The organism is Tetragenococcus koreensis, assembly GCF_003795145.1.
Lineage (GTDB): Bacteria > Bacillota > Bacilli > Lactobacillales > Enterococcaceae > Tetragenococcus > Tetragenococcus koreensis.
This window is the reverse complement of record NZ_CP027786.1, coordinates 70,664-95,725: the sequence shown is the minus strand read 5'-3', so window position 1 is coordinate 95,725 and position 25,062 is coordinate 70,664. Positions and strand designations below refer to the sequence as shown.

Here is a 25,062-nt window from a genome sequence, read left to right as displayed (position 1 = left end):
ACTTTTCTATTCAAAGCCTTCTTGTACTGCTTCTGGGTGTTCATCTTCCACAATTGCAGCACAATGAGCACACATGGTTGGGAAGTGATCGTTTTGACCTACAGTAGTCCTTACTTGACGGCAACGTTCGCAGACGTCCCCATCAGCTTTTTCAACCAGGATTGCTACATCATCAAATGCCATAGCATCTTCTGGAACTGTTTCATTTGAGTCTTTGATTTCAAAGAAATCAGGCGAGATAATCAGCAATTGAGCAATATTGGCGTCTACAGCCGTTAGCATTGCTTGTACTTGTTCGCTTGGATAAATGGTTACTTTAGCTTCCATTGATTTGCCAATCAATTTTTCATTTCTAGCAACCTCTAGAGCTTTCAATACATTATCACGGAAATTCATAAATGCTGTCCAAATATCCAATAATTCATCTTGGTTAGGATAAACCTGATAAGCCGGAAAATCAGTTAATTGTACATATTCTGCCTCTTCTTTTACAAAAGACCAAATTTCTTCAGCAGTATGTGGAATAATAGGCGTTAACAATTTAGCAATTGCAACTGTCGCTTGGTAAAACACCGTTTGCATGCAGCGACGTTCGTAACTGTCTTCTTCTTCAAGATAGACCACATCTTTGGCAAAATCTAGATAAAACGAAGATAAGTCAACCGTGATAAAGTTCAAAATCGTACGATAAACATGCAAGAAGTCATACTTATCATAACCATTGTCTCGTACTTCTTTGATTACTTCATTTAAACGAATCAATAGATATTTATCTACCGAACGTAAATCAACAAAATCGACCTCGTTTGTTTCCGGATCAAAATCGCTCGTGTTAGCTAGTAAAAATCGTACCGTATTTCTGATTTTTCGATAGACTTCTGATACTTGTTTTAAGATATCCATTGAAACTCTAACATCAGACTCATAATCCACACTAGCAACCCACAAGCGTAAAATGTCTGCTCCCATTTGTTTGATGACTTTATCTGGAACAATCGTGTTTCCTAAAGATTTACTCATCTTACGCCCTTCACCATCTAAGGTAAACCCTTGCGATAATACTGATTTGTAAGGAGCAACCCCATTAATAGCAACGCTGGTAGTAATGCTGGAGTTAAACCAACCACGGTATTGATCAGAGCCTTCTAGGTACATGTCAGCTGGAAATGTTAATTCCGGACGTTGACGCAAGACTGCTTCGTGAGAAGAACCTGAATCAAACCAGACATCCATAATATCTGTTTCTTTACTAAATTCCCCATTAGGTGAACCTGGATGCGTAAAACCATCTGGTAATAAATCTTTGGCATCTCGTTCAAACCAAACATTGGAGCCAAATTCTTCAAATAATTGAGCTACATGTTCAATCGTTTCTGGGGTAACAATTGCTTGTCCATCTTCTGCATAAAAAATTGGCAGAGGTACACCCCAAGCACGTTGTCTTGAAATAACCCAATCTCCACGGTCACGTATCATATTATATAAACGCGACTTGCCCCATGGAACAATCCAATCCACTTTTTCAATTTCATCCAAAATGTTTTGACGGAATTGATCAATCGAAGCAAACCATTGTGGAGTTGCTCTAAAAATAACTGGTTTTTTAGTACGCCAATCATGAGGATAGCTATGAACAAAGAAATCAAGTTTTAGTAACGCACCTTTTTCTTTTAGCAAGTCCGTTATCATAGCATTGGCTTTATCGTAGAAAACACCTTCAAAACCAGGCGCTTCTGCGGTAAATACACCACGATCATCAATAGGTGAAAGTACCGGCAAATCATAATTTTTTGCTACATAATAGTCATCTTCCCCATGGCCAGGAGCTGTATGAACTAGTCCTGTACCAGCGTCTAACGTTACATGATCTCCCAGAATCAGTAAGGATGTACGATCATAAAACGGATGCTGTGCCGTCATATTTTCCAACTGTGTACCTTTAAATTCTTGCAATATTTCTACATCTTGCCATGCTAAAGTTTCTTGTACTTCTTCTAATAGATCTTTAGCGATAACATATTTATTTCCATCCGCTTGTACTTGAACATAGTCAAAATCAGGATGAACTGCAATAGCTAAGTTCGCCGGGATTGTCCATGGAGTAGTCGTCCAAATAAGAAAAGACGTCTCTTCATCTAAAAGACCTTTACCGTCTACTACTTGAAAAGTAACATAAATCGATGGCGATTTTAAGTCTTTATATTCAATTTCTGCTTCTGCTAAAGAGGATTCACTTGAAGGAGACCAGTAAATTGGCTTCATTCCTTTATAAATATACCCATTTTCAGCCATTTTACCAAAAACTCGGATTTCTGCTGCTTCATAACTAGGAGCTAAAGTTAGGTAAGGATCTTCCCAATCCCCTTGCACTCCTAATCTTTTGAAGTCTTCTCTTTGTTTATCAACCTGCGTTAACGCATATTCATAACACTTTTGTCGGTACTCCGCCGTTGTCATTTCTTTTCTTTTAATTCCTTTATTGGTCAAAATCTGTTCAATGGGTAGCCCATGTGTATCCCAACCAGGTACATAAGGCGCTCGAAAGCCCGACATAGATTTTGCTCGCATAATAATATCTTTACTGATCTTATTTAATGAATGGCCAATATGAATATTACCATTAGCAAATGGCGGGCCATCGTGCAAAACAAAGGATGGTTTACCTTCATTTATTTTTTGTCTTTTACCGTAAATATCCTTTTCTTCCCATTCTTTTTGCCAATCTCCTTCGCGATTAGGTAAGTTCCCACGCATAGGAAACTTTGTTTTACCTAAGTGAAGAGTATCTTTCATTTTCATCGTACCAATCTCCTTGTAAATATATTTTTGAACTCTAATAAGTTTAATTCTTGTTGGAACCTACAAATTAAAGAAAAATTTCCAACAAAAAAACGTCCGCCCATAAGGGACGAACGTGTCGTGTTACCACCCAAGATTTAAAAATATTGCTATTTTCCTCTAGAATCAGTAACGAGATCAACCGTTATTCTTTACTTAATTCAAGAATAAGACTAGTAGAGGATCTAACGGAATGCAGGGTTTGTCGGACTTTCACTAGCACCGACTCGCTTTAAAAAATACAAACTGTTTTTCTATTCTACTCATTATCGACTATATTCTTCTGTATCTTCATGGTCTTCTGTAGAGACAGGAACCACACGATGACTTGCTTCAACCACTGATACATCATCCTCTTGTTCATCTGAAGACATTTGCTGAGCATCTGCTTGTTCTGAGTTTACTTCAGAATCATTTTCATTGTCAAGCTCTTCTGACAATATTTCACGGAAAACTTCGTGACTATCTTGTACATAACTTGAAAATGGCGCTAAAATTTCATCCCATTCAGGGCTTTTTACTTGTTCTAACTGAGTTTCAAGCATCAAAGATAAATTATTATGAAATACTCTTGTTTTCTTTTTCAAATCATTGGTTTCAGTTGTCAGTTCACGCGCTTTTTGAGTCGCGTCACTCAAAATTTCTTTTGCGTGATCTTGCGCAGCAGTGGTTAACTGATGGGCTTGTTTTTCTGCGTTAGCTATCAATTCATCTGCTTTATTTTGAGCTGACGTAACAAGAACTTCAGATTCTTTGTTCGCACTATTTTTCACTTTATCAGCTGTATCTTGAGCGACTACGATTGATTGATTCAAAGCATCCTTTAATTCATTGAAATATTCTAATTTCTCTTCTGAATGTTTTAACGATTTTTCTAGTTCACGATTTCTTTGCACAATTTCTTCGTAATCTCTTACAACAATGTCCAAAAAGTCGTCAACTTCATCTTTTTCGTAGCCTCTCATTTTTGTTTGAAAATTTTTGTTCTGAATGTCTAATGGAGTTATTGCCATTCTCATACACCTCTTTGTTTTATTTACGTAAAACGCCTAAATTCAATCGGGCTTTTCCTTTTTTAGTAGTACCTTCTAAACCTTGAATCTGCAAACGACCAAAACCTCGTATAGAAACAATATCTAATAAATCCAATACAAAATCTGGTCTTTGCGTTGGCGTCCAGTTTACTTTCACTTTTCCTGTTTCAATTAACTGCTTGGCACGTTGTCTGGAGATATTGAATATCGATGCGATAACATTATCTAAACGTAATGAGCTTACAGTCGTATTTTCTTCTGTCCACCCATCTTTTGGTGTCAAAATGTCAACGTATGATTGTTCTTCCAACCGTACTTTGACGTTGCCTATCTTTGTTACTTGTAATTGAATATAATGGCTAATTTCTTTTGCAACAAAAACTTGCCAATTTTCACCATCCGATATGATATCGCCGAGAAATTCTCGTTTGATACCTGTACCAATCAAACTTCCTAATATTTTCCCATGGCTCAAAACAGTAAATTTCTTGGGATAATGAACATTAAATAGTTCAATTTCAAAATCCTCTTGTGTAGGCTCATAATAATCAGGAAAAATTAAGCAGCGTCTTCTTTCTGCTGCTTCATAACCACCGAAAAAACGAAAACTCAATTCCGTTTCCTGCCTGACAAGTGTTTCTAAAATAAACGCTTGTCTAGGGTCTAAGAATTCAGTTAACACCGGGGCATATTGCATATTTACCTGCTCAATCCAGTCTTGCACCATATCAATAAACGGGCGTTCATCGCTTCTAAAATGCTGATATATATTGGCATCCATCGCTTTTTACCTCCCGCTAAAAGATCGCTATTACGATACGAGACAATGCTTGTACAGCAAGTTGAAGGACAATAATAGCAAAAGCTATATTAAAATTCACTGGTCCAAGCGATAAGTTTAAATGATCGAATAAACTTAAATACGGTTCACATATCTTACGCAGAAAGCGACCAATAGCAGAGTCATACCCGCCTGGAAACCAAGATAAAAGTGCATATATTATAAGTAAAATTGTATACAAATATACGATATCATTGACTAGACTAATTAATCGATAAAGTAAGATGATGTTTCCTCCTCCGGGCTATAAATCAAACAAGTTGCTTTCAACTAATGATTGGGCCGTCCCGTCAATTTCTACTTCTTTGGGTGTGCATAAAAATATCTCATCTGCTACCCGTTTGATATCGCCATCCTCAGCGTACACTGTTCCTGTCAGAAAATCAACAATACGTCGTGCTTGATGTTCTTCAATTAAGCGAAAATTAACAAGTACCGACTCACCGCCAATAACATGTTTAGCGATTGTCATGGCCTCTGAATAAGCCCTAGGCTCAATAATCATAATTTTACCTGATTGGCTTTTTTGTGTTTGTTTAGGCTGATTTGATTTCATTGCGACCACGTTATTTTCTGGTCGACTAGGTGCTGGTTGTTTTGCTCTTTGCTCATTCGGTCTGGCTTTTTCTGCAGAACGTGAGCTTTGTGTTGGTTGTTTTGTTGGTTGTGCTTTTTCTCTAATTGGTTTTCGAACAGCTGACTTGGTATTGGAAGCTTGCGACTGTGATCTGTTTTGTTGTTTAGGTACTTGTTTGTTAACCGTCGCAGTATTATTTTGCTGGGATGCCGCTGTTTTGTTTTGTCCTGCTTGATAGTTATCCATGTATTCTTCATCTTCTAAACCAAAAAAGGTTGAAACTTTTTCCATAAATGACATGTCACGCCCTCCTTCTATTCCTTAAATAAAGCTGTACCCACTCTTATAAAAGTTGCTCCTTCTTGTATAGCAACTGGAAAGTCGTTACTCATTCCCATACTTGTCTGAGTACAAGGAGCAAATCCCCACTTTTTTTCCTGAATCGTTTCTTGCAAGTGTTTAAGCCGGGCAAAAATTTCATGTTGCTGTTCTTTAGTTGAACCTAGTGGAGCCATCGTCATCAAACCTACGACTTTTATTTTATCAAAAAGCGCTAATTGTTCAATAAATGTTTCTAACTCTTCACTAGCAATTCCTTGTTTGGAATCTTCGCCACTTACATTCACTTCTACAAAACAGCGGATGGTTTTATCCGCTCTTTTTTGAATTTCATTTCCCAACTTTAAACTATCCAAAGCATGAAAAAAATCAATTTCATTTATGACTGATTTTACCTTTCTACGTTGCAAATTACCAATGAAATGCCACGCAATATCAGTAAAATCACTCATTTTTTCTTTCTTGGATAAAAATTGATCCACTCGGTTTTCTGCTAAGTGGTTCACCCCTTGATTAGCTAATTCAATCGTTTGATTAATCCCTACCGTCTTTGTTACGCCAATCAAGGTAATTTCTTCACTAGAGCGCGAAACAAGAGCACAGGAATCCTGCATCTCTTGCTGAACCTCCCGCAAGTTATCAGAAATCATGTGCTCTTTCCCCCTTATCTTTTGCGACGGAAAAATGGTGGTGTATCTAACTCGTCATCATCTGATTTTGGTGTTTCTCGTTTGAAGGTATCAAAGTCTTTTTTTTCGATTTCTTCAAATTGTGTATCATCAACTTTAGGACGGACATTTTCTTCTTTACGAATGTCCCAATCAGAAAAATCGTTCTCTTCTTTTTGTGAAGGTTGTGCTTGATCCATGTCAAAGACAGGTCTTTTCGCGCTTGTTTGACTTTGTCTAGAAGCGCGTCCGGGCTTTTTTTCACTTTTTGTAGGGTCAATGCCGGTTGCAATTACTGTCACGCGAATTTCATCTTCCAGGTCTTCGCTAATAGAAGTACCTAAAATGATATTCACATCACCAGTCGAAGCACCCGCAACAATATCTGAAGCATCTTGTGCTTCAAATAAAGTCATATCTAAGCCACCTGTGATATTAAGAAGCACTTGTTCAGCACCATCAATTGAAGTTTCTAATAATGGAGAAGAGATAGCTTTCTTTGTTGCTTCAACCACACGTTCTTCTCCGCTGGCAATACCAATTCCCATTAATGCTGTACCTTGATTCTTCATTACTGTTTTCACGTCGGCAAAGTCTAAATTGACATAACCTGGTGCAGTAATTAAATCAGAAATCCCTTGGACACCTTGTCGTAAAACATTGTCTGCTTCACGAAAAGCTTCAAGCATTGGCGTCTTCTTGTCAACTACTTCTAATAAGCGATTATTTGAAATAATTAATAAAGTATCAACATTTTCCTTTAGTTTTGCAATACCTTCTGCAGCAAAATGTCCGCGTTTTGGCCCTTCAAAAGTAAATGGACGTGTCACAACGCCGACAGTCAATGCATCTAGCTCTTTTGCAATACCTGCTACAACAGGAGCAGCACCGGTACCTGTACCACCGCCCATGCCAGCAGTAATGAAAATCATGTCAGCTCCGCCTAATGCTTCGCGAATTTGGTCTTCGCTTTCCTCAGCAGACTTTTCTCCAACTTCAGGCTGTGATCCAGCTCCTAAACCTTGAGTGAATTTTGGTCCTAATTGAATGACCGTTTCTGCTTTTGAATTTTTTAAAGCTTGTACATCTGTGTTGACAGCAATGAATTCAACGCCCTTGACGTTTTCTTCAATCATTCGATTTACCGCATTGCCGCCTCCGCCGCCAACGCCGATCACTTTGATTACTGCTCCCTCGTTGACGTTATTATCAATTGAAAATTCCATATTTTATCTCCCTTTCGCGCTTGTTATTCAAAAATGTTCGAGAAAAAGTTTTTGACTTTATCGCCAAAACCTTCTTTTGGTTCTGAATCATCTGGTTCTTGATAAGCTGGTTCTTCCGGTTCATATGGCAGTTGTTGTTCGTAAACTGGTTCTCTTGTATAAGCTTGAGAATTTTGCTCAACTTGCACTGTTTCACCAGTCACAGCACTTTTAGTTAATTGGTAAACATCACCAAGGTCAGCAGCATATTCCAGAATACTAATCACATTTGTAAAGACTGGGTTTCTAAGTCCCATATGATTTGGCACATGCAGTTTTACATTAACACCAAATATCTCTTGAGCAAGATCGACCACTCCTGGAAGGCTCGCAGCCCCACCAGATAACACAATTCCTCCTGGTAATTCCAGTGCCTCAATCTCATCAAGAGCTTCTTTTGCTTTGATAAAAATTTGTTCAATACGTGCTTCGATAATTTCAGATAAATAACGTTCATCAACTTTTACCGGATCCGATTGACCAATGACATCTACTGGAAATTCTTCGCTAGTAGATGTTCTTTCAGGGTAGGCATCGCCGTAATTAATTTTTAATGCTTCTGCATTATTAAACGATGTATTCAGTACGGTAGAGATATCTTTTGTTACAAATTCTCCACCCTCTTGATTCACATAAGTAAATTTTAATTGTTTGTCATGCATTACAGCAGCTGTGGTTTGTCCACCACCAATGTCAATTACCGTAGTGCCAAAATCTTGCTCGCCATCTGATAGGATGGAACTGGTTAAAGCTAGTGGTGTAATAATCATTTCGCTTATAAATAATCCAGCTTCTTCGACACATTTGCGGACATTATGGATAATTGTTTTAGGTCCGGTAAAGACCACACCATTCATCTCTAGTCGTACGCCAATCATTCCTCTTGGATCTTTGATCCCTTCAAAGCCATCAACAGTAAAGTCTTGCGGCAGGATCGTAATTATTTGTCTTTCAGGAGGGATAGAACGAACAAGAGCCGCTGATGCTACATTACGAACATCTTCATCTGTGATTTCTTTTGATTCATTGTTAACAGCGATCATACCTTGACAATTTTCAACCTCTAACAGATTCGCCGGCAACCCGACACAAACATTTCGGATTTGAATTCCTGCTTTTTCTTCTGCTTGAGTAACTGCTCGTTGAATAGCTTGGACCGTTTTATCAATATCGATCACAATGCCACGGTTGATCCCTTCTGATTTTGCATTTCCTACGCCAATAATGTTCATTTGGCCTTCTATATATTCAGCTACAACAACTTTAACTGACGTTGTACCGATATCTAGGCCAACATACATTCCAGTTTTTGCCATGGATGGGATTCCCTCCTACTTTTTTACCTATATCGCGAACAAATAACGTTCGTATTTATTTTTATAAAGTCTCTTTATATTCACTGTCACTAATTTTACCATAATTAAGGCGTTTTGAGAAAGAAGTTAATGAAAAATATTCAGATATTTATAGGAAAAATTATATTTTCACTCAGAATCTTCCTGATCCTCTTCATCATCAGTATTATTTTCGTCATAAGGACGAACAAAAATACCAACTTCCATATCAATTATACCTTTGTCATCCATCTCTTTTGCCACTTGAGGGTAATATTGCATTTGTTGATCCATATTAGAAACATTGATAATTACCCGGTTTCCATCATTCATAAAAATAGTTAGCAGTTCGTCGTTATTGTCTGACGGCGTATAATTAATTTGAGAAACGCCACTTTGTATCTCTTGGGGTAATTTGCGATAATTTTCAATGGTCGTCAGAATTTGGTTTTGGTTAGTAAAATCTTCTAAAATGATTTTATCTTTATCTGCCTCTTCTTGAGGCTCCTGAACAACTTCACCATTTTCTAAAACAGGAAAATATTTACCGTCTTTGGCCAACAAGGAAACTTCCTTGTGTTCTGTCACATCAATCCTAAATTGGTTCAGGGCAGAAAATTTAATCTTAGCATTTTTTATTCTAGGAAATTCCTTGGTTAGCCTTCTAGTAAATTGATCGCGATCAAAATATTGTCGCCACAAATTTTGGTTGACTTGCAAACCAGAAGAAGCAACAATTTTTTGTGAAGCGATATTTTGATTGCCAGACACATCTACTTCAGCTAAGCTATTTAAAGGCGAAATATAATAGAGAACAAAAAGTAGCGGAATGGCAAAAATCATAATGATCGTAAGTAATCGCTTATGTAATTGTTTATTTCGGTAACTTTTTAATTTAGGAAGACGATCAGCAAAAGAAATGCGTTCTTTTTTTGGTGGTTCTTCAATCTTTTCTTCTGAAAAATTCTCTGCTTGTTTGGTTTCAGAACTTTCCAAGCTTTTTTCTGCTTTATCGTCGCTTGCTTTTTCTTCGTTATCTTGACGTTCTCTTAGATAACGAAGATGCTCTTTTTGCCAAGGAGTTAGCTCTTCTTCATTGGTTGATTTCTTTTTTTTTGAGGAATTTGGGTCGGACATTTCTTTTTTACTGATGTTGTTCGCCTCCTTTGCTAAATTTTATTGGAGTTAAATGATCGTTTGAATAAATTGATATAAACGCTCCGATGCATCAGGAATTCCTTGCTTTTTCGATTGCTCTGCCATTTGTTGCAAAAGCGCATCATCGCCCATAATTTCATCTACAGTAGCAACTAAGTTCTCTGCTGTCAATTCGTTATCATTGATCATTTTAGCTGCGCCTTCTTTAACTAAACTCTGTGCATTTTTTGTCTGATGATCATTTGTCACATAAGGACTAGGTATTAATACAGCAGGCAAACCTAAACCGGTAAATTCTGCGATTGAAGTCGCACCCGCGCGTCCCACCAATAAATCACAGTTAACCATTACTTCATTCATGTTTTTTATATAGGGTTGGATGCTGATATTCACAAACGCGTCTTTGTTCATCCCCATATTTTCATTGATTTCTTCATAATAACGTTCCCCAGAAGCATATAGCACCTGATATCCCTTTTTAGCAAATTCGGGAATAGCTGCAACTACCGCCTGGTTAATTTTTAATGCACCTTGACTTCCACCGAAAATTAAAACAGTCTTTTTTTCAGGAGCTAAATCAAATTCACGTAATAAATCCGATGGTTTAATCCCTACCACTTCTTGGGCTCGCGGGTTTCCCACTAAAATCGTTTTATTCTCAGGAAAATATTGTGCGGCATCGGCAAAGGCGATGCCAATTTTATCAACATAGCGAGCTAAAAATTTATTTGTAATGCCGGGTACACTATTTTGTTCATGGACAATCGTAGGAATGTTTAATTTTGCTGCCGCATAAACGACAGCTCCTGAAACATACCCGCCAGTGCCGATTACTACGTCCGGTTGAAAATCTTTTATTATTTTTTTAGCTTGGCGAACACTTTTTAAAAATAACTGAACCGTTTTGACGTTTTCAAAAGTTAGTTTACGTTTGAACCCTTGAATTTCCAATGTTAAAAAAGGGATGTCAGTTTGCGGTAAAATTTTATTTTCCATTCCTCGCTTGGCACCCACATATAAAAATGATGAATTAGGATCAACTGTTTTAACATAGTTTATAAAAGCTAATGCAGGATAGATATGACCGCCAGTGCCGCCGCCTGTGACTAATACTCTCATTGACTGCTCCCTTTCTTTTCACTTAATTGCTCAACCGCTGCTATATAGCGATCTCCGCGAACTTCAAAGTTACGATATTGATCCCAACTTGCATTAGCTGGCGACAACAAAATCGTATCTCCCTTTTGACTTAGTTCAAAGGCAAGCGCCGCAGCTTCCTCGGCATTTTCAGCAAAACTGATCTCAGGTATTCCAGCTTTTCTAGCGGCATCTTCTAGCTTATGTTTCGTTTGTCCAAATAAAACAACTGCTTTCACGCCTTTTAATGAAGGAATTAATGCGTCAAAGTCATTTCCTCGATCTAACCCGCCACATAATAAAATTAACTTATGTGGATCAAAGCCTTCTAAGGCTTTTTGTGTTGCTAAAATATTTGTAGCTTTTGAATCATTATAAAAAGCTACCTCATCTATTTTACCGACATATTGTGTACGGTGTTTAACACCAGAAAAAGTACGTAATGCATTAGCAATTACTTGATAATCAATGCCCCAAAGCGCTGCGGCTGCAATCGCTGCAAGAGCATTTTCAATATTATGCGCTCCTGGTACACCAAGTTCATCCGCAGCTAAGATTGCTGCGTCTTTATAATAAAGCGTTCCTTGATATAAATAAGCGCCGTCGACCACTTCTCGGGTAGAAAACGGAACAACCGTTGCTTGAGTGTTTTGAGCTAGTTCTTGAATTTCTTTTTGATTCCAATTTAAGATTAAGAAATCGTCTGTTGTCATATTTTGTTGAACTTGCCATTTTGCGGCAACGTAAGCTTCCCAACTACCGTGATAGTCAAGATGGGCTTCATATAGATTGGTTAATACCGCGACTTTTGGATGAAATTGCTTAACGCCCATTAATTGAAAACTCGATACTTCCATTACTAGACAATCATCTTTTTCTGCTTTTTTTGCCACTGTGCTTGCAGGATAACCAATATTTCCCGACAAATAAGCTTTATGGTCGGTCATACCAGCATTTAAAATATTTGCAATCATAGTGGTTGTAGTTGTCTTACCATTGGTTCCAGTAATAGCGATCATCAAAGCTTCTGATATTTGGTAAGCCAGTTCAACTTCCGTAATAATAGGAAGTCCTTTTTCTTGCGCTTTTTGAACTAATGGATGGCTATAAGGAATCCCTGGGTTTTTTACCATCATGGAGAAGTCTTCATCCAATAATTCAATTGGATGGCTCCCACAAATCACTTTGATGCCTAAAGCGAGTAAATCTTGTGCTTGCGGATTTTCTTCAAAAGGCTTTCCGTCATTAACGGTAACAAGTGCGCCCAAATCATGTAATAATTTGGCCGCACTAACCCCGCTTTTTGCTAATCCTAAAACAAGCACTTTTTTATTTTGATACGTTGTAATTTTTTTCAAATTTTTCATCTCCTGCAAATACCGTCTGCCATTTTTCAATTATCAATTTAAGCAAATGATTAAAGTGATAATTGAAAAAACAAGGGCAGTTAACCAAAATATACCATCAATTTTCCATTCAGACCAGCCGTTCATTTCAAAATGATGATGGATAGGCGACATTTTAAATATCCGTTTTCCGGTCAATTTGAAACTAGCAACTTGTAAAATAACGCTAGCTGTTTCGATAACATAGACAAAACCAACTAGTAGTAAGGTCCATTCTTGATGTAAAAGAATGGAGATACCTGCTAGCAGCCCTCCTAAAGCTAGTGATCCTACATCCCCCATGAAAATTTTGGCTGGTTTACGATTATATAGGAAAAATCCTACTAAAGCACCGATAACACTTAAACAAATAATTAATATATCGATTTGATTTTGGTACCAAGCAATTACAGCATAAGTTGAAAAAGAAATGATGGCAAGACCAGAAACTAGACCGTCAATTCCATCAGCTAAATTGACAGCATTTGAAAATCCTACCAACCAAAACATCACGAACAAGCCATAAAAAATTGTCAAAGGAACTGATAATCCAAAAAAGTTAAGGACATTTTCATTTCCTTCATATAAGAAAACAAAATAAAAAACCAATGCACCTACGATTTGCCCCACTAATTTTTGTAGTGAAGTTAAACCCATATTTCGCTTTTTGAATATTTTAATAAAATCATCTAAAAAACCCAATAAGCCATATAAGATTAAAACGAAAAGGGAAATTAGTAAGGATGGCGACATTTCTCCTTGCCATATACTAACCCAAATTGCAGTAATAATTGAACTGGCTAAAAAAACGACGCCGCCCATTGTAGGAGTCCCAGCTTTAACGTTATGCCATTTGGGGCCTTCATCGCGAATCTCCTGCCCATATTTTTTCATCTGAAAATAACCAATAAATAACGGCATTAAAATGACCGTTATGGCAAAGCCGCTGGCAATCGGTAGAATCATTTTTGTCCAATCCATATTTTCTCTCTCCTCGTATCCAATTGATCTTTTATTTCAATTCTTTTTATAATTAGTTTTCTTCTAAGTTAAAATGCAGCTCTTCATCGCTTATCTCGTCATAAGGTTCAATACTTTGCTCAGTACAATAACCCTCTCCGTCAAATGTTACATCAACATCTAAAAGATCACCAAATTTGACGAGGTCTGCTTTTGACCAACCGCTAACATCTGGCATCATAGGGTTTTGGTCGTCGGTTAAAAGCAATAGTTTTTCTGAAGACATCAATCGCTCCCCGTTATCCACAGATTGCTCTACTACTTTATTACCGTCTCCGATAACTATTGGAACTAACCCTTTCTTTTGTACATCTGCTGCCGCAGCATCTGTTTCTAAGTTGCGATAATCTTCCACTTTAACTTTTTCATTACTAGCTTCTTCATTGTTACCTTCACTCTCATCAACATCACGCAAGTCCATTGCTCGTTCTAATAATGGATTAGCAATACTAGAGAGGACTTCGGTATCTTCTTGATCTGGACGATTCATTGTAAGGTACATGACATATTCAGGATCTTCGGCAGGTGTCATCAGCACCACCGAATACAGATAATCGCCTTGCCCGTCTAAATAGCTTCCATCCCGGGAAATTTGGGCTGTCCCAGTTTTGGCAGAGACCGTTTCATTTGGTACTTTATATTGGTCATAAGCTGTTCCATATTCTTCACTTTCCACTGTGTCTCTCATATATTCCCGCACATCTTGAGCTGCATCTTCTGAAACAGGATGCCCCACAACTTCAGGCTGGGTAACCATTTCATCATTTTCAGCGTCATTGACGATTTTTTGAATCACTTGTGGTTTTAACATCGCGCCATCATTAGAAATCGCACTAAAGGCTTGTAACATTTGGAACTGTGTTACCCCAATTGCTTGTCCAAAAGCAGTCATAGCATGACTGACGACATTGTCTTCTGGCAATGTCCCACTTTTTTCATTGGAAAGACCTGAGTACGTACTTCTACCAAAACCAAATTCTTGCAAGTAGCGTTGCCAACGTGCCTTCATTTGTTGTTCTAATCTAACCATACCCACGTTACTCGACCATGATAAAGCTTGACGCATAGTTAAGCTGGGCTTAGGACCCCTTGCATAGTCCCAGTCTCTGATGGTGGCATCAAGTAAGTTCATTTCGCCCGGTTTATAGGTTTCGTCAGGGTCAAATATGCCGTTATCAATCGCACTGGCAACCGTCATCACTTTCATGGTTGAACCTGGCTCATAGTTATCTTCTACAAATAGATTCGACCAAACAAAATCATCATCATTGATTCCTTTTTTCGTTTCGGGATTGAAAGTAGGTCGTTGTGACATTGAAGCAATTTCACCGGTTTTAGCATCCATTAACACGGCTGTCATATCTTCAGCGTCGATTTTATCCCAAGCTTGATCCATCAATGTTTCTAAATAACTTTGTAGCCTGCTATCTAACGTTGTATAAATGTCTTGACCATCAACAGCGGGTTCAGATTCAGCAACCGTTCCAGGTAAAGGATTTTGATAATTATCTTTTTGATAAATAATTTTTCCATCTTTTCCTTTTAAGATGTCATTATAATCCTCTTCAATTCCCATACGACCTACCAAGTTTTCTTGCTCGGTTTCCTCATCATTTTGAATGTCTGCATAACCAATAAAATGCGAAGAGAAAACACCATTTGGATAAATCCGAGATGGGTGTTCAGTAAAGTACAACCCGTTGATTTTTTGATCTTCCATGGCATCTTCAATTTCTTCTCTTTGTTGCAAACTAATACTTTTTGCATTAGGAATATCCACTTGATATTTGTTTTCTTTGGCGCCTTCTTTTAACACTTTTAATGTTTCTTTTTTATCAACATCATTAATTGTATCGGCGATGATCTCTGCTAGTTTATCAAAATTTTTAGGTTCAGCATATAAATTTTCATCGTCGTTTGTATAAGCTTCCGATAATATCGCATATAAAGAATAAGAAGTCGCGTCCTCTGCAATTGGTTCTCCATTTCGATCGTAAATTGTCCCTCGTTTTGCCTTAACAACTTCTGATCCTTGGTATAAATTTCTTGTTTGCGTTTCTAAAGATTCTCCTGCAACATCACCGACAACCACAATATAACTTAACCGTGCGACAAATAAAAAGAACAATCCAATACTCGTAGCAAAGAGAATAATTCCTACTTTTTTGCGATTGTTCCTGGTAGACAAGTTTTTCTTTTTAAAGTATTGCCGGATTTTTTTTATCATACGCATTTAATTCACTTTCCTTAAATGTTCGCTATCAATCGATAGCCCTTTATCTTCAGCAATTTTTTGGATCCGTTCACTTTTTGATAATTCATTTTTTTCTTGTTGCAAACGCGTTACTTCGGCTTGCCCTTGACTGACATTTTCTTGTAATGAAGAAACGTCTTGTTCAGCTTCACTGATCGTTGTGCGTAAACTAATCGTAAGTAACCCTAACCCAATTAAAGTGGCCATTAAAACAGCAACTAGGATTTTTTCTAAACGCGAAATTTTTTCTAATTTACGTGTAGGAGATAAAGGAACAACCACCACATCGGGACGGTCAGGAGTATCTGATGGCTGTAAATGTGCCTGTTCTTGCAATGTTTCATCTTCAATTTCGTAAGAAGCATCTTGTGCTTTTAGTTCTGCCATTGGTTTTACTCCTCCTTTAACTTTTTAGCTACACGTAGTTTCGCGCTGCGTGAACGATTATTTTCTTCAATCTCTTCTTCTGTTGGAAGAATTGGTTTTCTGGTTACTAATGAAAGAATTGGTTGAAATTCATCCGGTATTATAGGAAGCCCGGGCGGCATTTCTTTGACTTGGCTATATTCTTTAAATATATTTTTTGCAATGCGATCCTCCAAAGAATGAAAGGTGATAACTGCAATGCGTCCTTCTATAGCTAAAAGCTCAATCGCCTGTTCTAGCGAATCTTCGATAGCGCCTAATTCATCATTAACGGCAATACGAATTGCCTGAAATACCCTTTTTGCTGGATGACCGCCTTTTCTTCTTGCAGGAGCGGGGATCGCTTCTTTTATGATATCTACAAGTTGCGTTGTCGTTTCAATTGGCTGATTTTTACGAGCAGCTTCAATTTTGCGTGCAATTTGTTTAGAAAAGCGTTCTTCACCATAACGAAAAAATATTTTTACTAATTGCTGATAATCATATTCGTTTACAACCTCATAAGCAGATAGTGTTTGATTTTGGTCCATCCGCATATCTAATGGTGCTTCTTGATGGTAACTAAAACCACGTTGGGCTTCATCTAATTGAGGCGAGGAAACGCCTAAATCATAAAAAATGCCATCAACTTTATTAACATTTAAGTTTTCAAGTTCTTCTTTTATAAAACGAAAGTTGCGTTTTATAAAAGTGACCTGTCCTTTTTTTACATAAGAAGCCAAACGTTCTTTGGCATAATCAATCGCTTTTTGATCTTGATCAAAAGCATATAAATGGCCATCAGAAGCTAACTGTTCCAATAAATACTGACTATGACCCGCTCCCCCTAAGGTACAATCGACATAAGTACCGTGAGGGTCAATATTCAAACTGTCTACAGTTTCTTTTTTCATCACTGTAAAATGTTGAAACATTACCATCCAATTTCCTCTTTCTACAAGCCAAAGTCAATCATTGTTTCGGCAATATCATCAAAATTTTCTTCTGTTTCTTCAGAAAAATCGTTCCAACGTTGTTCATCCCAAATTTCAATCCGAGTTGAAACGCCAATAATCACACAATTTTTTTCTAAACTTGCATGTTTTCTCAGTGTGTTCGGGATATTGATTCGACCTTGTTTATCAATTTCACATTCAGTGGCAGCAGAATAAAAGAAGCGGACAAAGCTTCTTGCATCTTTTTTAGCAAGAGGCATTTGGTCTAACTTTTCTTCCAATTTTTCCCATTCAGTTTGAGGATAGCCAAATAGACAACCATCTAAACCACGTGTCACAACAAATTTTTCACCTAGTTGTTCACGGAGTTTGGACGGGACAATCAAACGCCCTTTTGTGTCTATCGAGTGTTGGAATTCACCCATTAGCATCTTTTATCCCCCCTGTTTACCACCTGATAAACACAGTCTACCACAATCCCCCACTTTCTACCACATTTTGTATAAAATTGCTAAATAACTTTTTTGACTATTTTTTACCAATTGAAAATAACGGGTATAACAAGATTTCTCAAAGTCTTTTAAAAGACTTTTGTTTAAAAAAATTAAAAGAACTGAAGTATACTAAAAATAATCAGAACAATATATAAAACAAAAGCCAGTAAAAAAACCGAACGCCAATACATTTTAAAAAAGCGTCGGTATATGATTTCTTCAAAAAAATAAGCTTGTAAAATAGCTAAAGCAATTCCTAATAGCAAAAGGGTAATCAAAAAATAGGGGAAAATAGAAAATTGAAAGCTAACGTTTGAAAGCTGATGAATGCCAAAGAGTAAAAATGGCACAGTTAAATCCGATGCCTTTATACGGAAACGCTTATTTAACGAGAAGACAGAGACAACTAGCTTAGCTGCAAACAAAACAATTGCAGGAAAAAAATACCAAAATAAATAAATCGGTGAAAATGTAGACATAATGCGATCCTTTCTAATAAATAAATAGATTCCAACTTTTCAAGTAGTTATTTCATTGTTTTAAATTTTTCTGTTAAAATAGATATAATAAAGCTTTCGATTACATGCAAGGCATAATAAAGGAGGGAGTTCATGATTTATTATTATACGATCGATAATAATTACTTAGCCAAACAAGATACAATCGATCAAGAAACTTTGTGGCTGCATGTTGAAAAACCAACCTCACAAGAAATCAACACCTTGATTAAAGACTATAAATTGCCCAAAGATTACCTGACAGCAGTTTTAGATGACGAGGAAAACTCACGCAGCGAAGGATTAAATCAGCAAACAATGAAAAAAGCAGCCCTTTTGCTCTTGCAGTATCCTTATGAAATCAAGAGCCCTTCAGGGTTTCAACAATATGAAACTTATCCTTTATCTTTGATCGTAACTCCTGAAAATAGGGTTATTACAGTAACCAATTATTCGCCATCATTTTTAAAAACGCTCAAAAATCACCATTTCAAGCCGAACGATAATGTTCCTGAAATGAATATCCTGCTAGAAGTTCTATGGCAAGTTGCTCTTTCTTTTAACGATTGTTTAGAACAAACGAAAGATCATTTAGACAGTCTAGAAAAACAGATTAAAGTTTCTACCCAAAACGAACAATTATACCAGATCATGGATATCCAAAAAAGTTTAGTTTTCTTTGATGAAGCCACCTCAGCTAATTTAAAAACTTTAACTGTCTTAGCTAACACAGAATTGTTTCAACAAAATCATGCATTTAAAAATCATTTACATGATATTCTTGTGGAAACACAACAAGCATTGACTTCAGCAAATATTCACCTAAAATTTGCAACTCACATGAATGATACTTTTTCATCAGTGGTTTCAAATAATTTAAATAATGTAATGAAAATATTAACTTCGGTAACGATCGTTTTAACCATCCCAACCATTATCGGTGGAATCTATGGAATGAACGTCAGGTTACCTATCGCTGAATGGCCCAATGCTTTTTGGATTATCATGCTAGTCACGGTCATTATCAGCTGGTTTACAATTAAAATTTTAAAGAAAAAGAACCTTTTATAGCTTTCCTAAGTTCTTTTCTTGTTTTCTACTAATTTTGGTTGTAAACTGGCATTAAACTATTAAAAGGATGAATAACCATGCGAGACAAAAAGCCAACAAGCACTTTTTCAAAAATTACGAAAGTCGTCATATGGATTATGCTAATTGCGACAATCGGCACTATCGTATTGAGTGCTGTAGCAGCAATCGTTTAAATCTGATAAAACAGCTTCTATTAATAGAAGCTGTTTTTTTATGCAATTTTTCCTGCTTGAGTCAGCATTTCTTTCGCGTTTTCCATCGTCAATTCAGTAATTTCTGCTCCAGAAAGCATCCGAGCAATCTCTTGAATTCGCTTAGGAATATCAATTTCTTTTACTATCGTTTTGGTTCTACCTTTTTGAACCTCTTTACTGATCAAATACTGATAATCGCCAGCAGCTGCAACTTGAGGTAAATGAGTAATACAAAGTACTTGGGACTCATAAGCAATTCTGCTGATTTTTTCTGCAATTGCTTGCGCCACTCGTCCGCTAACGCCCGTATCTACCTCATCAAAAACAATGCTTGTTTTCTCTTGCGCTTTAGAAAAGATCGATTTTAAAGCTAACAGAATCCGTGATAATTCTCCTCCTGATGCAACCTTAGCTAGTGGTTTTAGAGGCTCCCCTGGATTGGTCGTTATATAAAATTCTACTTGATCAAAGCCACTTCTGTGTAATACTTTCTTTTCCTCAGAAAATCGTACTTCAAACTGAGTGTTTTCAAGGTATAAATCCGCCAGCTCTTGTAAGATATCCTTTTCTAGTTGACGTGCAATTTGCTTGCGCTGAGAATGCAGACTCTCAGCCATTTTCCAAATTTCATTATTCTTTTTATCCAAATTTTGCTGCATTTCTTCTAAACGGTTGCCGGTATCATCTGCTTGAGCTAATTCCATTGAAATTTTTTCATAGTAAGTTAAAACTGAAGCGACTGATTCTCCATACTTTCGCTTTAACTGACGAATAACTTCCAAGCGCGCATTTACTTCTTCCAAACGCCCCTCGTCTAGTTCCAATTGGTCGAGTATACTAGAAATCTCACCAGCAGCGTCTTGTAATAAATAATAAGCATTCTGTACACTTTCATTAATTTGTTCATATTCTTTATCTAAGTGCGCCACTTCTTGTAGTTCTTGTGCAGCAATGCCAATTCCATCTAGACTATTTCCAGTTTCTGCGGCTAAGACTTCGTGACTTTTGGCAAAAGCATCTACAATTTTTTGGAAATTTGTTAATTTATCTCGTTCTTCAACTAACTTTTCTTCTTCGTCTATTTGTAAATCTGCTTCTTCAATTTCTTTTTTCTGGAAATTCAGCATATCAATCCGTTGAATATAAGATTGCTCATTTTCCTGAATGGTTCGAACTTTTCTCTCCAATTCACGAAATTCATCATACTGTTCCTTAAATTCTGCTAACTGGTTCTTAAAAGTTGGCGAACCGAAACTATCAACTAATTGCAAATGCTTTTCCGTCTGCAAAAGGTCTTGGTGTTCATTTTGACCTTGGATATCCACCAGGTACGCGCCAATCCGTTTTAAATTTCCTAGCGTGACAATTCTCCCATTAACGCGACAAATACTTTTACCAGAATTTGTTATATCTCGTTGAATAATTAACAATTCGTCTTGTTGATCAATACCTAGTTCATCAAGTAAGGCTTTAAAAGACGTCTGCTTAGGCAATTCAAATAACCCTTCTAATACACATTTGGTTTTCCCCTGGCGTATATAATCTGTTGAACCTCTACCGCCTGCAAGCAAACCCATTGCATCAATAATAATTGATTTACCTGCACCTGTTTCTCCCGTTAAAGCCGTCATGCCTTTATGAAAGGTTAAATGGAGGCTTTCTATAATCGCAAAATTTTCAATGGACAACTCTAATAACATATGAAGCTCTCCTTTTATTGAGTATACTTTTGCAATTCTTGAAATAAACGTTCTTTTGCTTGCGTCGTCTTTGCAATCATCAAAATATTATCATCATCATTTAAAATAGCAAACAGTTCTTCATCGAAACGTTTATCGATCAAATTTGCAATTGCTGAAGCATTGCCGGGTAAGGTTTTTAAAATGACAAACTTATCCATTTGATCCATTGTTACAAAAGCATTTTTTAATAATTTATTTAATTTTTCGTTCATATCTTCATCTGATTCTACAGGAATACTATAACGATAACCACCACCTGCCGCTGGAACTTTAATCAATTTTAATTCTTTAATGTCCCTTGATACAGTGGCTTGTGTGACTTCAACATTTCGTGCTTGCAAAGCTGCAACCAATTCTTCTTGTTTTTGAATATCAACTTCTTCTAATAATTGAATAATTATCTGATGTCGTTCTTCTTTTTTCATGCTAACCTCCATGTAAAAATATTTATTTTTCGAGAATATTTCTCTTATTATTTTACCTAAATCGTATTCATCATAGCTTATTTTGTACAATAAGAAAAGGCAGAGATACACAACATAAAAAAGAAAGAAACGTAAAAGAACGTTTCTTTCTTTACTTGTCTAATTTTTCATGCGCTTTAGCTACTAATTGTTCAATTTTTATATCTGATCGGTTCATTCCTAGTTGCTCCGATTTTTTTAAATGAGCAATAAATTCTATATTGCCATGTCCACCAGTGACAGGCGAATAATTTAGCGCCTGCAAATCATAATTTTCCTGTAAAGCAAAGGCTGAAATATCTTCTAGCACCGCTTGATGAATCGCAGGATCGTGAATAATTCCTTTTTTGCCGACAGATTCTTTTCCTGCTTCAAATTGGGGTTTAATTAATGCCATCACTTCGCCCTGATCTGTAAGTATCGGATGTAATGTAGGTAGGATTTTTTTCAAAGAAATAAACGACACATCAATAGTTGCCACTTCCGGTTTCCCTTGGGTAAAATCGGCTGGCTTACAATAACGAAAATTGGTTCTTTCCATAACGATTACCCGTGGGTCTTGTCTAATTTTCCAGGCTAATTGATTGTAACCCACATCAAGCGCATAACTTAACAGTGCCCCATTTTGCAATGCACAATCGGTAAATCCACCAGTAGAAGCACCAATATCTAATAAAATTTTATCTTTCACTTGAAAATCAAACACCATTAACGCTCTTTCTAATTTTAAACCGCCACGAGAAACATAAGGTAATTGCGCCCCAATAATTTTAAGTATCGTATCTTGTGGAATCTTTTCACCCGGTTTATCCAAACGTTGGTTCTTTTGCGTATAGACAGTTCCGGCCATAATCCCCCTTTTGGCTTGTTCTCTAGTGGTAAAAAGCCCCTGCTGAAAAGCCAAAATATCCACACGTTCTTTTTTCATTGATTGCCTCTTTCCAATTCAAATAACTTAATCATCTCTAGTAATAAGGTAGGGTTAAAATCGTTAAAAGATAAACTTTTAAGTATATTACGTGCTTGGGTTAATTCTGCGCAAAGAGCTGACTTTGCTTTTTCCATCCCCAATAATACTGGATATGTATTTTTCCCGGCAGCATCGTCTTTTTTGGTTTTTTTGCCCATTTGTTCGGTCGTTGCTAACTCATCAAGTAAGTCGTCCCTGATTTGAAAAGCCAATCCTAAATGAGTTGCAAAGTCATCCAGCTTGCTTAAAACTTGTTCATCTTGGTCCGTTAGAACCCCACCGCTAACGACAGCAAAACGAATCAAGGCGCCTGTCTTTTTTTGATGTAAAGCTGCTAATTCAGTAAAAGTTAAACTTTTTTGTTCGCTTTGAATATCATAAACTTGCCCGGCAACCATACCATTAGCTCCAGCTGACTTTGCCAGTAACTGCAGCAATTGGTTCTTTTTATCAGCTGCTAACTCTGTTTCAGCAACTAATTCAAAAGCTCCCGTTAGTAGCGCGTCCCCAGCCAAGATAGCTAAAGCATCGCCAAAAACAATATGATTGGTCGCTTTACCACGACGTAAATCGTCATTGTCCATCGCTGGCAAATCGTCATGAATAAGCGAATACGTATGAACCATTTCTAATGCTGCAGCAATTTGATACGTCTGCTGAGTAGCTGTTTGTCCAAAAGCCTCTACTGTAGCTAATACTAATAAAGGACGAATCCGTTTACCGCCCGCATTAATTGAATACAGCATACTTTCTTTTAATTGTTCATTAGCAGTATGTGTATGAATAAACCCTTCTATCTGGCTTTCAACTTTAGGCAGTTCATTTTTTTGCCATATCTGTAGACCACTCATTGTTCTTCCTCTTCAAATGGAACTTCTTCTTCGTCTTCTGTCATCATTTTGGTTAATGTTTTTTCCGCTTTAGATAAGGTTTCTTTACATTGCTTACTCAATGTCATCCCTTTTTGAAAAGCATCCAGCGCTTCTTCCAAAGGAACATCGCCTTGTTCTAAACGAGTCACAATTTTTTCCAATTCTTCTAATGATTCTTCAAATGTTGCCTCGGCCATCTTCATCCTCCTCAATCCCAATTACTTTCGTTTGTACTTGTCCGTCTTTGTAGTGCACTTTTAATGTATCATTTTCCGCTAAATCATGAACAGATTTCACTACTTTTTCCTCTTTAGTCGTATAACTATATCCCCTTGCCATAATTTTTAAAGGACTTAATAAGTCTAAAGCCTGTACCGTTTGTTCAAAAGACTGTTGCTTTTTGGTCACGACTTGCTGAATCTGATTTTTTAAACGTTCTTGTAAGTAGTCTACTTCTTGCCTGGTCTCTTTTATCTTGGCAATAGGCGCTGACTGACGAAAACGATAGTCTACTTGAGTATATCCTTTTTCTTTTTCGTAAACTAAACGCTGTAACGTTTGGTTCATGCGCTGATTAAGCTGGTCCAATTTAATCGATTGAGCTTCATACAAACGTTCCGGTTGACGAAAGATGTACGAATTTTGTACCCGTTGAAATCGTTCTTGCTTACGTTGAATTTGCCGAATGTAAGCTTGTTGTAAGCGGGCTTGTTTTTCTTCAATTCGTAAAATTTCTTCGGTGAGTACAGGCACTGCAAGCTCAGCTGCAGCCGTTGGTGTTGCAGCACGCACATCAGCCACTAAATCAGCAATGGTCGTATCTGTTTCATGTCCGACAGAAGAGATAACTGGGATATCGCAAGAAGCAATAGCTCTAGCCACCCGTTCCTCATTAAATGGCCACAAATCTTCGATTGAACCTCCGCCACGACCGATGATCATCGTGTCAAAGTCGCCTTTTTCTTGTGCTCGTTTAATATTTTTAACAACGTCATCTGCTGCTTTTTCACCCTGTACGACAGTTGGAAATAAAACAATTTGAACGATGGGATACCTTCTTTTAGTCGTAGTGATAATATCTCGAATGACCGCACCGCTAGGGCTAGTCAAAACAGCAATCCTTTTAGGGAATTTAGGTAATGACTTTTTAGGTAAATGAAATAAACCCTCAGCATCCAACTTTTTTTTCAACTGCTCATAAGCCTGATATAAGGCACCGATACCATCGGGCTGCATCTGATCGATATAAATTTGATAGTTTCCCGTAGTTTCATAAATTGAAATACGTCCTACAACCATCACTTTCATTCCTTCTTCAGGTTGAAAGTCTAATTTACGAAAAGCATTTTTAAACATCACTGCCGAAATCTTAGCTTTATCATCTTTTATATTAAAGTACTGGTGATTAGGGCGTAGACGGAAATTGGAGATCTCACCTGTTAGAAAAACTTTCTCTAAATATGGATCGACGTCAAATTTTCTTTTTAAATATTTAGTAAGTGCACTAACTGTTAAATATTCCATTG

General features: G+C 37.1%; 25 protein-coding genes. 2 read left to right on the top strand and 23 right to left on the bottom strand.

Annotation, left to right across the window (positions count from 1 at the left end; all coding sequences use genetic code 11):
- Positions 1–6 precede the first annotated feature (6 nt).
- The 17 genes from ileS to C7K43_RS00405 form a co-directional block, all read right to left on the bottom strand.
- Positions 7–2,799 (bottom strand): isoleucine--tRNA ligase, encoded by a 2,793-nt coding sequence (gene ileS / locus C7K43_RS00485; RefSeq protein ID WP_124005051.1) that lies wholly within the window; start codon positions 2,797–2,799, stop codon positions 7–9.
- 305 nt (positions 2,800–3,104) lie between these two features.
- On the bottom strand, positions 3,105–3,851 hold the full coding sequence (locus tag C7K43_RS00480; RefSeq protein WP_124005050.1) for a DivIVA domain-containing protein: 747 nt from the start codon (positions 3,849–3,851) through the stop codon (positions 3,105–3,107).
- A gap of 19 nt (positions 3,852–3,870) precedes the next feature.
- The gene (locus tag C7K43_RS00475; RefSeq protein ID WP_124005049.1) at positions 3,871–4,653 is read right to left on the bottom strand and encodes a YlmH family RNA-binding protein; all 783 of its coding nucleotides are present in this window, start codon (positions 4,651–4,653) and stop codon (positions 3,871–3,873) included.
- Positions 4,654–4,669: 16 nt separating this feature from the next.
- Positions 4,670–4,921, bottom strand: coding sequence for a YggT family protein (locus tag C7K43_RS00470; RefSeq protein ID WP_124007218.1), 252 nt, complete (start codon positions 4,919–4,921; stop codon positions 4,670–4,672).
- A 36-nt stretch (positions 4,922–4,957) separates the two neighbouring features.
- Entirely contained in the window at positions 4,958–5,590 is a 633-nt protein-coding gene (locus C7K43_RS00465) for a cell division protein SepF (protein ID WP_124005048.1), read from the bottom strand.
- Between the two features lie 14 nt (positions 5,591–5,604).
- Positions 5,605–6,279 carry a YggS family pyridoxal phosphate-dependent enzyme gene (locus C7K43_RS00460; RefSeq protein WP_124005047.1) on the bottom strand — a complete coding sequence of 225 codons (675 nt, stop codon included), beginning with the start codon at positions 6,277–6,279 and terminating at the stop codon, positions 5,605–5,607.
- A gap of 14 nt (positions 6,280–6,293) precedes the next feature.
- A complete protein-coding gene (ftsZ, locus tag C7K43_RS00455; protein ID WP_124005046.1) occupies positions 6,294–7,523 on the bottom strand; it encodes a cell division protein FtsZ in 1,230 nt (409 codons plus the stop codon).
- Positions 7,524–7,546: 23 nt separating this feature from the next.
- A complete protein-coding gene (ftsA, locus tag C7K43_RS00450; protein ID WP_124005045.1) occupies positions 7,547–8,878 on the bottom strand; it encodes a cell division protein FtsA in 1,332 nt (443 codons plus the stop codon).
- Positions 8,879–9,046: 168 nt separating this feature from the next.
- On the bottom strand, positions 9,047–10,033 hold the full coding sequence (locus C7K43_RS00445; RefSeq protein WP_186810675.1) for a cell division protein FtsQ/DivIB: 987 nt from the start codon (positions 10,031–10,033) through the stop codon (positions 9,047–9,049).
- Positions 10,034–10,081: 48 nt separating this feature from the next.
- Positions 10,082–11,173 (bottom strand): undecaprenyldiphospho-muramoylpentapeptide beta-N-acetylglucosaminyltransferase, encoded by a 1,092-nt coding sequence (gene murG, locus C7K43_RS00440; protein ID WP_124005044.1) that lies wholly within the window; start codon positions 11,171–11,173, stop codon positions 10,082–10,084.
- Entirely contained in the window at positions 11,170–12,549 is a 1,380-nt protein-coding gene (murD, locus tag C7K43_RS00435) for a UDP-N-acetylmuramoyl-L-alanine--D-glutamate ligase (RefSeq protein WP_124005043.1), read from the bottom strand. Before murD ends, murG begins: the two co-directional genes overlap by 4 nt.
- 42 nt (positions 12,550–12,591) lie before the next feature.
- On the bottom strand, positions 12,592–13,557 hold the full coding sequence (gene mraY, locus C7K43_RS00430; RefSeq protein WP_124005042.1) for a phospho-N-acetylmuramoyl-pentapeptide-transferase: 966 nt from the start codon (positions 13,555–13,557) through the stop codon (positions 12,592–12,594).
- A 52-nt stretch (positions 13,558–13,609) separates the two neighbouring features.
- Positions 13,610–15,829 (bottom strand): penicillin-binding transpeptidase domain-containing protein, encoded by a 2,220-nt coding sequence (locus tag C7K43_RS00425; protein ID WP_124005041.1) that lies wholly within the window; start codon positions 15,827–15,829, stop codon positions 13,610–13,612.
- A complete protein-coding gene (gene ftsL / locus C7K43_RS00420; protein WP_124005040.1) occupies positions 15,830–16,237 on the bottom strand; it encodes a cell division protein FtsL in 408 nt (135 codons plus the stop codon).
- Between the two features lie 5 nt (positions 16,238–16,242).
- Entirely contained in the window at positions 16,243–17,196 is a 954-nt protein-coding gene (rsmH, locus tag C7K43_RS00415) for a 16S rRNA (cytosine(1402)-N(4))-methyltransferase RsmH (protein ID WP_124005039.1), read from the bottom strand.
- A gap of 14 nt (positions 17,197–17,210) precedes the next feature.
- Positions 17,211–17,642, bottom strand: coding sequence for a division/cell wall cluster transcriptional repressor MraZ (gene mraZ / locus C7K43_RS00410; protein ID WP_124005038.1), 432 nt, complete (start codon positions 17,640–17,642; stop codon positions 17,211–17,213).
- A 173-nt stretch (positions 17,643–17,815) separates the two neighbouring features.
- Entirely contained in the window at positions 17,816–18,184 is a 369-nt protein-coding gene (locus tag C7K43_RS00405) for a DUF3397 domain-containing protein (protein ID WP_124005037.1), read from the bottom strand.
- Between the two features lie 132 nt (positions 18,185–18,316).
- Between C7K43_RS00405 and C7K43_RS00400 the strand changes: the two genes are divergently transcribed.
- Positions 18,317–19,273, top strand: coding sequence for a magnesium transporter CorA family protein (locus C7K43_RS00400; protein WP_124005036.1), 957 nt, complete (start codon positions 18,317–18,319; stop codon positions 19,271–19,273).
- Positions 19,274–19,350: 77 nt separating this feature from the next.
- Entirely contained in the window at positions 19,351–19,467 is a 117-nt protein-coding gene (locus tag C7K43_RS00395; RefSeq protein WP_124005035.1) for a DUF4044 domain-containing protein, read from the top strand.
- A gap of 38 nt (positions 19,468–19,505) precedes the next feature.
- On the opposite strand, the gene recN is transcribed toward C7K43_RS00395, so the two are convergent.
- The 6 genes from recN to xseA form a co-directional block, all read right to left on the bottom strand.
- Complete coding sequence (recN, locus tag C7K43_RS00390; protein WP_124005034.1) at positions 19,506–21,188, bottom strand: DNA repair protein RecN; 1,683 nt, start codon at positions 21,186–21,188, stop codon at positions 19,506–19,508.
- Positions 21,189–21,202: 14 nt separating this feature from the next.
- Positions 21,203–21,655 (bottom strand): arginine repressor, encoded by a 453-nt coding sequence (locus C7K43_RS00385; protein ID WP_124005033.1) that lies wholly within the window; start codon positions 21,653–21,655, stop codon positions 21,203–21,205.
- Positions 21,656–21,806: 151 nt separating this feature from the next.
- The gene (locus C7K43_RS00380; RefSeq protein WP_124005032.1) at positions 21,807–22,622 is read right to left on the bottom strand and encodes a TlyA family RNA methyltransferase; all 816 of its coding nucleotides are present in this window, start codon (positions 22,620–22,622) and stop codon (positions 21,807–21,809) included.
- On the bottom strand, positions 22,619–23,515 hold the full coding sequence (locus C7K43_RS00375) for a polyprenyl synthetase family protein (RefSeq protein WP_124005031.1): 897 nt from the start codon (positions 23,513–23,515) through the stop codon (positions 22,619–22,621). Before C7K43_RS00375 ends, C7K43_RS00380 begins: the two co-directional genes overlap by 4 nt.
- Positions 23,512–23,733, bottom strand: a complete 222-nt coding sequence (locus C7K43_RS00370) for an exodeoxyribonuclease VII small subunit (RefSeq protein ID WP_124005030.1) — start codon at positions 23,731–23,733, stop codon at positions 23,512–23,514. The genes C7K43_RS00375 and C7K43_RS00370 overlap by 4 nt, the downstream gene beginning before the upstream one ends.
- Entirely contained in the window at positions 23,714–25,060 is a 1,347-nt protein-coding gene (gene xseA, locus C7K43_RS00365) for an exodeoxyribonuclease VII large subunit (protein WP_124005029.1), read from the bottom strand. Before xseA ends, C7K43_RS00370 begins: the two co-directional genes overlap by 20 nt.
- Between the last annotated feature and the right edge of the window lie 2 nt (positions 25,061–25,062).